Origin of the sequence: Pectobacterium brasiliense, from assembly GCF_013449685.1 — a bacterium.
Taxonomy (GTDB): domain Bacteria; phylum Pseudomonadota; class Gammaproteobacteria; order Enterobacterales; family Enterobacteriaceae; genus Pectobacterium; species Pectobacterium brasiliense_A.
The window spans coordinates 93,502-104,215 of sequence record NZ_JACDSF010000017.1 but is presented as its reverse complement, the minus strand read 5'-3'; the positions used below and the strand labels follow the sequence as shown (position 1 = coordinate 104,215).

At 37.7% G+C, this 10,714-nt stretch carries 10 protein-coding genes; 6 read left to right on the top strand and 4 right to left on the bottom strand.

What is annotated here, in order from left to right; all coding sequences use genetic code 11:
* Window positions 1-401 precede the first annotated feature (401 nt).
* The 3 genes from H0248_RS08230 to H0248_RS08220 all read left to right on the top strand — a co-directional run bounded on the left by H0248_RS08230 (window position 402) and on the right by H0248_RS08220 (window position 2,162).
* Window positions 402-917: a hypothetical protein gene (locus tag H0248_RS08230; RefSeq protein ID WP_180785513.1), complete on the top strand. Its 516-nt coding sequence runs from the start codon at window positions 402-404 to the stop codon at window positions 915-917.
* Window positions 918-1,024: 107 nt separating this feature from the next.
* A complete protein-coding gene (locus tag H0248_RS08225; protein ID WP_180785511.1) occupies window positions 1,025-1,381 on the top strand; it encodes a hypothetical protein in 357 nt (118 codons plus the stop codon).
* A 58-nt stretch (window positions 1,382-1,439) separates the two neighbouring features.
* Complete coding sequence (locus H0248_RS08220; RefSeq protein ID WP_180785509.1) at window positions 1,440-2,162, top strand: lysozyme inhibitor LprI family protein; 723 nt, start codon at window positions 1,440-1,442, stop codon at window positions 2,160-2,162.
* Between the two features lie 456 nt (window positions 2,163-2,618).
* Here H0248_RS08220 and H0248_RS08215 read toward each other — a convergent pair whose 3' ends face one another.
* The 3 genes from H0248_RS08215 to H0248_RS08205 are packed head-to-tail and all read right to left on the bottom strand — an operon-like array spanning window position 2,619 to window position 4,337.
* Window positions 2,619-3,209 (bottom strand): DUF4326 domain-containing protein, encoded by a 591-nt coding sequence (locus H0248_RS08215; RefSeq protein WP_180785506.1) that lies wholly within the window; start codon window positions 3,207-3,209, stop codon window positions 2,619-2,621.
* Window positions 3,206-3,646, bottom strand: a complete 441-nt coding sequence (locus tag H0248_RS08210) for a DUF488 domain-containing protein (RefSeq protein ID WP_039353397.1) — start codon at window positions 3,644-3,646, stop codon at window positions 3,206-3,208. Before H0248_RS08210 ends, H0248_RS08215 begins: the two co-directional genes overlap by 4 nt.
* Window positions 3,647-3,662: 16 nt before the next feature.
* Window positions 3,663-4,337, bottom strand: coding sequence for a dual OB domain-containing protein (locus H0248_RS08205; protein WP_180785504.1), 675 nt, complete (start codon window positions 4,335-4,337; stop codon window positions 3,663-3,665).
* Between the two features lie 293 nt (window positions 4,338-4,630).
* Here H0248_RS08205 and H0248_RS08200 point away from each other — a divergent pair, with 293 nt between their 5' ends.
* The 3 genes from H0248_RS08200 (at window position 4,631) to H0248_RS08190 (ending at window position 8,705) form a co-directional block, all read left to right on the top strand.
* Window positions 4,631-5,791, top strand: a complete 1,161-nt coding sequence (locus tag H0248_RS08200; protein WP_103972504.1) for an IS30 family transposase — start codon at window positions 4,631-4,633, stop codon at window positions 5,789-5,791.
* Window positions 5,792-6,153: 362 nt separating this feature from the next.
* Window positions 6,154-6,774 carry a recombinase family protein gene (locus H0248_RS08195; RefSeq protein WP_180785501.1) on the top strand — a complete coding sequence of 207 codons (621 nt, stop codon included), beginning with the start codon at window positions 6,154-6,156 and terminating at the stop codon, window positions 6,772-6,774.
* A gap of 539 nt (window positions 6,775-7,313) precedes the next feature.
* On the top strand, window positions 7,314-8,705 hold the full coding sequence (locus tag H0248_RS08190; protein ID WP_180785499.1) for a hypothetical protein: 1,392 nt from the start codon (window positions 7,314-7,316) through the stop codon (window positions 8,703-8,705).
* A gap of 475 nt (window positions 8,706-9,180) precedes the next feature.
* On the opposite strand, the gene H0248_RS08185 is transcribed toward H0248_RS08190, so the two are convergent.
* A complete protein-coding gene (locus tag H0248_RS08185; RefSeq protein WP_180785496.1) occupies window positions 9,181-10,683 on the bottom strand; it encodes a recombinase family protein in 1,503 nt (500 codons plus the stop codon).
* Between the last annotated feature and the right edge of the window lie 31 nt (window positions 10,684-10,714).

Sequence of the window (10,714 nt, the reverse complement as noted above, 5' to 3'; positions counted from 1 at the left end):
CCTTCATACCTTCATACCTTCATATCTTCATATCTCCTCCCATCATCATCGTATCGACAAATTGCACTGTCTGCTTTTAGTCACTGTGGGTTGTTCCTATATGTGCTCTGGAAGTCACCCACTACCACAGTTAATTGCTTGATGTGAAAAGCTAATCTACAAAATACATCAAGTTAAACAAGGGATTAAGCCACATGGTACTGATAAGACAAACTTGGATGAGCTTAAGTCCCTTAATTGATCTATAAAAACGATCGATATGTGTTTATTAATAGATTTTATAGATCGAAAAGGGTGTGGATGCTATACTTCATCTGGTTGTAAAAACAGTTTGTCTTACTCACTATTTTACTAAATGGACTTAACCACTTGATATTAATAATATTGATAAGGTGTATCTAATGACTGCGAAGGGGCTTTTAGGCTGTAGTCTGTTAACTATGTCATTGCTATTCAGCAATGCTAATGCTGCTAGCAATGTTTATGTTATCCCTGAGGTAAAATCTTTTGGTGTTGCAAGCGATGACAATAAAGCTGTGATTTTTCTTGGTATGGATAAAAACCGTCAATTCAAAGGTATGTGCTTTGCATTGAAAGATAAAATTCACTCCATTATCCCTTTGGTTGATATAGACGTAACATTTGATACTAAAAGACTCACTCTACATGGCATGAGACCCAATGTTGATGATGAGAAAGAATTAGTATGTATTCTTGGTTCAGAAGGTGATAATTTTTTAAATGCATTCCAAGGTGCCAAAAGCCTTTATACCAAATTAAATTTTAATGGTGTATTAAAAAAATACAACTTCGACATTAAAGAATTTAATAAAATTCTCAATGGTGACAAAGATTATGTAAAAAGACTTTCTGATAATTATAATAATGGTATAAGAGCACCACTGTTTGATGATTAATGTGTTGTTGACTAAATAGTATAAGTGAAGCACTCGTATTTTAGCAATCGCAGTGCTTCTTTGGTTGGATTTATTGATTTTTATATGGAAAATATCAGGTGATATAAGTGTGTGTTCTAGAGATAGTTAATAAAAATGACTGGATGCATGACACGAATGAAACATTATACAAGGGAGGGTATTCTGTAGGACGCTTTGTAATTAGTGATGAATTTATATTGAATTATATGTCTGTTATTTATAATATCAATGTAGAAGATGAGGATGCTAAAATTGTCTCTGACATGTCCGATATCAATGGAAGAAAGGTATTGTATATGCAGATGAGTGATATTTTAAATAAAACAATATTAAAAGAAATAAGGGCAGTGATAAAATCCCCACCAGAAGATATTTTGATTATTAGAAAAGGTAATGAATTACTATCTATTGAATATTTAAAAACCTCCAAAAATTATTATTGATGCATGTTAAAGAAATATGTGACTTGATGAAATGTTAAAACAATAAGGTTAAGCAATAATGAAAATTATGTACGCTGCTTTTATCATGGCTGCTATGAGTTTTTATACCCAAGCAGCAACAATTACTGATATTACTTATACGCCAGAACAACTACACTCTGAATATAAGAAGAATGAGTTAAGAGCTGATAATAAATTTAATTGTAACTTTATTATTAAGGGGCGAGTAAAAGAAATTTATCGTAGATCTTTAAGTGATAGCGATTATCAGATTAGGTTACAAGGAAATGTTAATGTTAACTTTGATAAGCTAGATAGAGAATCTAATACGGCCAAAGATATAGCAAATTTAAATATTGGTGACTTGGTCTATGTTTATACATCTTCAACATATCTATCTCTTGGAAAAATATATGGAAGAAAAGGTTTTTCAGTTTCCAAATTTCTAGATGAGAACGCCACTTTGAAGAAGGTTGGTGTGTTATGTTTAAAGGACATTAAATCTGCCGAAAAATCTAGCGAAAATAAAAAAACATCGAGTGATGATAACGATTACTTGAGTAAGTTAGAGAAAGAAAAAATAATAGTAAAATCATATGGTATGGCAGACAAAAAATTGAATGATGTATGGCAGTCTTTAACGAAGGCAAAGAGAGGGGAACTATTACAAGAACAACGAGATTGGATTAAAGAGAAAGAAAAATGTGCTACAGATGAATGCAAGATTGAAATGACAATTGATCGTATTGCTGTTCTTGATAAACATTATAATGAAAAATAAATCATTTTACGGATGATTTTAAACTGATATGTTGACTATATTTAAATTGAAATATATTTATCAATATAACTAGTCTTGAGTTATTTCGAAATACTGAAAAGTTATTGGTTATTACATAAATGGGAACAGAACTCAAAGCAACTTCAAAGTAGCAGGAAATTTGTAGTGTGAGAAAGAGAAGGGCCGCTTACACGGCCTTTTATTCAGAAAAGAAGAACGGTTGTACTGATTGTCATTTTTTGTGCACTACAGTTCCATCTAGCTTTCCGCTTCGTGCCAGAAGCAGTCTCTCTAAAGCATCTACGGAAGAACACCGATTCATGGATCTATGTGGCTGTCGAACCCTGGTACCATCTCCAATCAGTGTATGACCTTCCCCCTAAAAAAGTGCCTGGAACTAAAGCTGGGATAATTACAATCATATAACAGATGATTTCTGAAACTGATGATGGTGCATTACTCACCATCGTCCAATTCATTCAAATACTGTGCCAGCACATCCCCATGACAAGCATATGGCTTACAGTGGCATCCTAAAGTGTGTCCTCTCAGTGCTTTCAGCTTTTCTTTAAACTCTGAGCCACCTTTGAGATAGTCACGATCAAAATCGTATTTAAACTTTCTTATGACTTCATCACGATCACCATCTGCACCTATCGCGTAAGGATTTCCCCAAAGCGTTCCTCTACCGCAATAGGTATCAAAGTGTTCACCTCTATCTTTATTTGATACTGAGGTGATCTTATCTTTGATGTATCGAACGGGAATCTTCTTGGATAAGACTTCGTTAGTCGTGATGAATTCCGGTGTATTAGCTGAATCAAAAATAACAGCATGAGTTAAACCAATCGAAAAAGGGTCTGCTAATATTTCAGGCTCAAGTTTATTCAATACATCTGATTTAAAATATTGACTTAATAAATCATGATGATCGACAAAGTAAAATATCTGATAGTCATTTGAGTTGGAAAAAATCCGTGAGAGCTTACGCTCAAACTTTCCCTTGGATACAAAGTCAGGATGATAGATTATCATTACTTTCATCATATCAAGTGCTTAACCTCAAAATCAGTATCCCAATGGCTGTTTAAGTACTCTATCACAAGACGGCGGTGGCAGTGATGGTGTTTGTGCTCACTGCAGAGCAAACAGCTATCTGCAATCACTGACTTTTCTATTCGCTCAATGTTTCTTTTTGCCATTAAATTCATGAAACTACTCTCATAAACCTCCCATGAGATATTACCTTTTTTGTATGGATCTAACATCTCTTTAGTTGGTGCAAGATCTGGTAGATGAACATAATCAACATTGCAAAGTTCCTTTAAGAAGTACATCAAATCGTTCTTCTTAGCAAAACCCGCAAGCTGAGAAACATTATTAAGACGTACATCAACTAAGGTTTTCAAGTCTGGTTGAGATTTAATTAGGCTAAAGAACTTTTCGGCAGATTTTTCAGTGAAACCAATTGAAAATACTTTCATGTGATCATCCTCTGGTTTACTTAATGATTGCTGTCAAAAATTTGTAGCAATAACCGTCATTATGTGGTGCTGTACTCAAAGTAACATAACACCCGCCAACATCATAGGTATCTTCTTTCAATTGACCATATTCACTATATACCTTTGGGTCAGTAATAATGAACGCGTAATCAATGTTATTATATGAGAAGAAAGCTCTGAATCTTTTTAGATCATTTCCAAAATCAATTCCTTCTTTCTTAACTCTTATTTTTAAATTAGAAACATAGACAAAAAACAATGACTGAATAGGGGTTGTAACTGATGATATTAGGAACCTATCATTTTCACCATGATATGATGAGTAACCGTTAGCCCATAGAGTTGTTGGGTAATCTAAAAGATCATTGATGTTTTTCTTATCGAAAACACCCACTTCTCCCCAATAAAATGATGGATCAATTGAATAATTTTCACGTTGAATTTGATGTGGCACGTTCTTTAAATAACTAAATGAAGTTATATGAAGGAGTTCAGGTTGCTTCTTGGATGAATATTCAATGTTATTAAAGGTTAGTGCATCACTATCAACCAAAGGGTTTATTGGACGAACCCATTCACCGATACTTCCCTTAGAGTAAATTTTTCCTGCAACACAGAACTTTTTATGTTTAATGGATTTAGCAAGAACGACAAATACTTTAGATGGCATTTTCAAAAAAAATCCTTTTAAGTAAATGAGAATGATCTTATAAATCCAGGCGATAAAATTGTCAATTAATTCATATTGTTATGTTATAACATTGGGTTTTCTTTGCGCGCCTATATATCAGGCAGTTTTGCACCGAATATATAACCATGGTTATCTTCAAATAATCATATCTGAAGTGGCCAACAAAAACTGGCCACGACATGAGAATATTTCTAGAACTACGAAACGTCCGCTCCTCGCTGTGAGTTCAACGGGTCGATGCAACGCTATCCTTAATCAAGGGGGACGTTGCCATGAAACGAAGAACTCGGATTAACTACACACCAGAACAAAAGGCGATTATCTGGGACAGATATAAGCAAGGTGATTCCCTGCATGATATCGCCAGAATGTTCGACAGATTTCATTCTTCTATCATGCCCACAATCCACCAGACAGGTGGCTACCGTCCTCCCGTACGAAAGCGGCACCGATTAGCGCTTTCGCTTGATGAAAGGGAGGAGATATCCAGAGGACTGGTAGCAAAACTCAGTATCAGGGACATCGCTGCCAAATTATCAAGAGCACCCTCAACGATTAGCCGCGAGGTCAGGAGGCACGGAGGTGCCAAACAATACCGTGCAGCAAAAGCCGATACTGCTGCGTGGGAAAATTCTCTGAGACCAAAACCTTGCAAGCTAATTGAAAGCCCCGCATTGTGTAAAATCATTGCAGAGAAGATGCATCAGGACTGGTCGCCGGAACAGATCGCCGGTTGGCTGAAGCGCTGTTATCCGGATAATCAGGAAATGCATGTGTCACACGAAACGATTTATAAAACGCTTTTTATACAAACCCGAGGGGCATTAAAAAAAGAGCTACAGCAATGCCTCAGAAGTGGAAGAGCGGTTCGTAGATCCAGAACGTCATCGCTAAAAGGAAAAGGGTTAGGATCAATCCCGGATGCGATACCAATAAGCGAAAGGCCACCTGAAGTTGCAGACAGAGCCATACCAGGTCACTGGGAAGGTGACCTGATCCAGGGCTCGAAAAACTCCTATATTGTCACCCTCGTAGAACGCCATTCCCGCTTTGTTATGCTGGCCAAAATCAGAGACAACAAGACTATAACGGTTATATCTGCACTCATCAGACAAGCCAGGGAATTACCTGTTGAACTTTATAAAACATTAACATGGGATCGTGGCGCGGAAATGACCAGCCACACTCGATTTACTGTAGCGACAGACATTCAGATTTATTTCTGTGATCCTCAATCTCCCTGGCAACGTGGCTCAAATGAAAATACGAACAGATTGCTCAGACAATATTTTCCAAAAGGAACTGACTTATCGGTTCACAGCCAGCAAAGACTTAATAGTGTTGCCACACAGCTCAACGAAAGGCCGAGAAAAACGCTAGACTATGAATCACCCGCAGAGCGGTTCAATAAGTGTGTTGCATCCATCGGTTGAACTCACAGCTCAAAGCAGACTGTCAGATTTGATTGTGTGCTGTCAGAAAAGACTGTCAGCTCAAGTCAGAGCTAATACAGCTTAATCATTAGATAACAGGTCCATACGGCCTGCTTCTTGTTTATAGCCGCTTATTGATGTTTCTTGGGGCGCTTAACCATGGGAGTATTTTATTTATTACTTCATGTAGTGTTAAGAGATTGGAAACAGTTCTGCTGTTCATGTTTGCTAGTTGCATTTATGTATACACAACGACTACCACTCTGAACAGGTCTGCAATGACGATAGATTTAAATTGCTACCACATATAAACTACTATTATAATCACTACCATATAAATGCTACTAGATCATGAGATAACTATGACAAATCGAGTTTATGCATACCTCAGGGCATCAACGAAAGAACAGGATGCAGAGAGAGCAAAAGATGAACTACAAAGTTTTGCCGTTGATAAATCGATAACGATTGCAGGGTGGTTTATTGAAAATGAATCAGGAGCCTGTCTTACCAGACCTGAACTGTTCAGATTGATCGATCTTGCACAACCTAATGACATCTTGTTGGTAGAGCAAGTTGATCGGCTGAGTCGCCTCAATGGGGAAGATTGGGAAAAGCTATCATGCCTAATCAAATCGAAAGGGATTCGCGTTGTAGCATTGGATCTACCTACCTCTCATATGTTGATTCAGAATGGTGATGAATTTACGACTCGTATGATGGATGCATTGAATGGGATGATGTTAGACATGTTGGCAGCTATTGCGCGTAAGGATTATACGGATAGGAGACGCAGACAGGCACAGGGAATTGTTAAAGCAAAGGCTGAAGGTAAATTCCGTGGGCGTCAGGCTGATACGGCAATGCATGAACGTGTAAGGAAGCTTCGTGATGCAGGAATGTCTTATAGTGATATCCATCAATTGACAGGGGTTGCTCGGACAACGATCAGCCGCATAATAAAGTCACAACCTCAGATTTAAACAGTGTGTTATACCATTATTAAGTCCCCCTTCAACTGCTTATATAGAGTATAAAATCACCTATTATGACGCATGTTTGACATTCAATTTCAGGAGGGGTAATATTACTCTATTCAGCAGTAAGACTGTATGAATACTATATGCAACATTATACATTTGAACCAAAAACTAGTAAGTAGTTATGTAACACGGAAGAACAGACTCTTTTTCCTAATGGTCAATTAGACACCATTACCAGTAGTTCCTCGTATACATCCTAATCTAAGTAATATTTCAGTCATCGCTGGCTAATCATGAATTACGATGATACTGGGGCTATTACCTGTTTTACCTACTTAGAAACTAAAACCTAATGAAATTATAAAGTCGTTCGATGTTAACCATCGATTGACGATTCCGCTTGCCTTTATTTCCGAAAGGGGGGGGAAGGGAAAAGGGAACAAGTATATGTTGCAGTAAAATTATCCCAAAATCACGTTAAACCTTTATGCAGCAAGGCTTATAGCTCAATGCAAGGTTTTGACAAACAGGAATTCAACATGAGTATTAAACCAAGAAATTTTGATAAAAACCTAGAACAACAACTTGTCGTCAATGGCATTTGCACACAAGCCATCTTAGATAAATATACAAAAAAAGAGAAAAGGTATTACTTTAACCAATTTTATATTGGCTCAGTTGGTAGACGAAAACACCCTAATGATGAATACTCATTTTCTATATATGCTAACGAGAGGCGAAAACATATTCCAAAAGCATCACGGTTTGAAGAGATGATGCGAGACATTCCATTAATACGACAGACTTGTAATCACTTGGCAGGTCAATGGGCTAATGGATACATTGTCATCGACACTCACCGAAATATATTTTCAGAATGCTGTAAAGCCGTCACAACAGGTTGCGGTCTTGTAGACGATAACAATAATCCATACAACCCTCCCGCGAATGGTATCCGTTCCATTATGAAAGATGGTCGAAAATGTAAGATTAAAGATCTCATTCCAAATGAGATCGCTCTTAATTCTTTTTCTCTTAAACGATTAATGGTTGAATTCAGTAAAACTGATGGTAATAAACACCTGACGAATCAGATTGAAGCATTTCTCTCGATCATAGAAGCCAGTAAGTCAGGTTGCTTACCGACAACCTATGTCCAGAGTAATGGGGGACGACTGTATGCTGAGGGCGCATTAAATCTACAAAATTGCAGCCGTAAAATACGTATAGCAGCACTAGTTGATCGTTATGATATCGATATAGAGAATTGCCATTATACCTTGTTGGCGCAAATGTGCAGTCGAATCAATGTTCCCACACCTTATATCGACCACTATATCCGAAACAAAAAAGTAGTGAGAAAAGAGATAGCCACGTTTCTTAAATGCTCCGAAGACATGGCGAAGGAAATTCTGATAGCATTAATATACGGTTCAAACTTGACCAGTTATGGAGTACTTAGAAAACTCAATATCAAATGTGACGAAATAGATATTAAGGGGAGTTGGATAGACAAGCTTGCTAAAGAAATAACGAGTGTTACTAATAGTGTAGTTGCGGACTATACGGAAAAAACCCCTGGGTATTTTAAGATAAAAAATGACGCTGGTATGGTGAAAGCAACAAAATGTGAAAACGAAAAAAGTGTAAGAAAATCCAAACTGTTAGCACATATCCTGCAAGGTGCTGAGTCGTTTATTCTTCTGCATATGATTAGCTTTCTAGAGAATAACCTTGTCTTACTTCAGCATGATGGGGTGACATGTTTTGAACCTGCTGATACTGATGCACTTAGTGAATATATAGTTGAAAAAACGGGGTACCAAGTCAAGTTCGATATGGAAAAGCTTGTCCTCGATTTGAATCATGATGATATAGGTAGCTTCGAGCCAGTTAACCATGAAGAAATATTCGAGCTGGATGCTGCATGACATCTACCAGCTATAAGTTATTCCCTGCCTCCCTCATATGAGGGAGGGGACATCTAATATATGGGGAATCGTGCCTGTGAAAAATAAAATTCTTACTTATATTAGCTAAAGTTTGATACTGAATTTTCGCGGATAGATATAGAAAATCATCGTGCTAATTTTACCCATTAGATTAATTCTTTAAAATTTCCCGCATGATATATAAATATAATTCACATACAGCTTATAAGGTTCTATTGCTCCCTAGTAGCTCTCTATCTGGTTTTTTCTTTTAGATGGATAACTCGTCCATCTAAAATGCTTAAGCGTCACTATGGCTCTCTCTGCGCGTTTTAGAGCTATTTACATCTGTTGTTTGAATTGTTAATTTTTTATTTTACTAAATAAGTGATAATGAAAAGTCCATATGTCCCTATTAGTCGTTCACATGTTACTGATAGGGAAGATGTAAAGTATCTATTAACTAATATGGATTTTAATCATCTTTAAGATATTCATTTAACAAATTTTTCAAAGCAATCGAATCGCTCACCAATCTGAGTTGTCCATTGACTAACAGGAAGCTCTGCGAATGACCTGACAGATGAAAAATTCTAACTGCCCAACCAAGTCCTGACCGAGTTACCGTGATGCTTTTTAAAACTCGTTTTAACAAGAGGTTAAGCTCTAAACTATCAGTGATACTTGATAGCTTTGCGTTATTGACAGCATCAATGCCACGTTGTTCACGCTCACCTGTTTCTATCTGCTGGGTTATTTCTTTTATCCGTGCTTCCATTGTAATGATGGTTTGAATGACCGACGCCGGAACATGATCAACCTCTTGCAAGGTTTTGTTCAGATTGGCTATGCGATTTTCAATTTGTTGCTTTTCAAGGTAGATTGATTGATCAACTGTAACGGCCTTTTTGAACTCTAACCGACCTAGCATAGTTGCTAATGCGCCATCTAATCCTTTGATCGAAAGATTTTGAGAACAACGACCATCTTTGGCGTTTAGGCAACCATGATAAACGTACAGTTTCCCTCTTACCGTGCTCTTTCTTTTTATTAATGCACCACCGCATCCACAGCGTAATAGACCACTATAAGGATTATCAGTGCTGCGGCGTCCTCGCGTGGATTTGCTTTGGTCAGATTGAAGTAACAACCACTCATCTTTATTGATCAGGGCAGGGTAGTATCCTTCTACTATCTCTAGTTGGATCATTTCTCTTTCTTTGTTCGTTTCACCCGTCTGATAGGCACCATACAACGCTGGGTTCTTTAGCATTTTAGTTATTGATGCATGATTCCATTGTGCTGTACGAATCCCTGCTATGCCCTGTTTATTGAGAAATTTAGCTATCATATTGCTACCTTTACCTTCTTGCTTGAGAGCGACTATCTGCCTAGCAGTTTCCACTTTGTCGCTGAACGCGTATCCCGTTTCAGTGCGCTTTAGCCAAAAAGGAAGGATTTTATTGATAGGTATTCCGTTAAGTGCATCTTGTCGCTGCTGTCCTTTGGTTTCTCGCAGACGTTGCGCTTTACGTTCTGATTCTTTGTGGGCAAGGTCGGCGGCTAGGGCGATACGAATCACGCTTTGTAAGTCATTTAGGCTGCTTTTAGTCAAAACCAAGCCATCGGACAAACTAACTATTTGCACGTCCTTACGGAGTATTTCTTTCACCGTTTCTTGTGTCACATCGATACCACGTCGTGAAAGCCGATCCAGTGCTTCAATAATAATTGTTGAACCAGCAGCAATCTGTCCTTCATCTATTGCGGTGAGCATATCTGCTAACGAAAGGCGTATACCTTCGCGGAAAGCACTGATACCTAAATCTTGATAATTCTTGCTGGAAAGTTTCAGGTTGTTCCTGCTGGCGTATTCCTCAGCCATTTCTGTTTGTCTGCGCAGACTGTCGCCTGACGCCTGTCGCTTGCTCGAAAAACGTACATAACTGTAGGCGATCCCGTTGTTATCTTGTGGCATAATGCGTCCCAAATCACGTTTTGATAAGAGT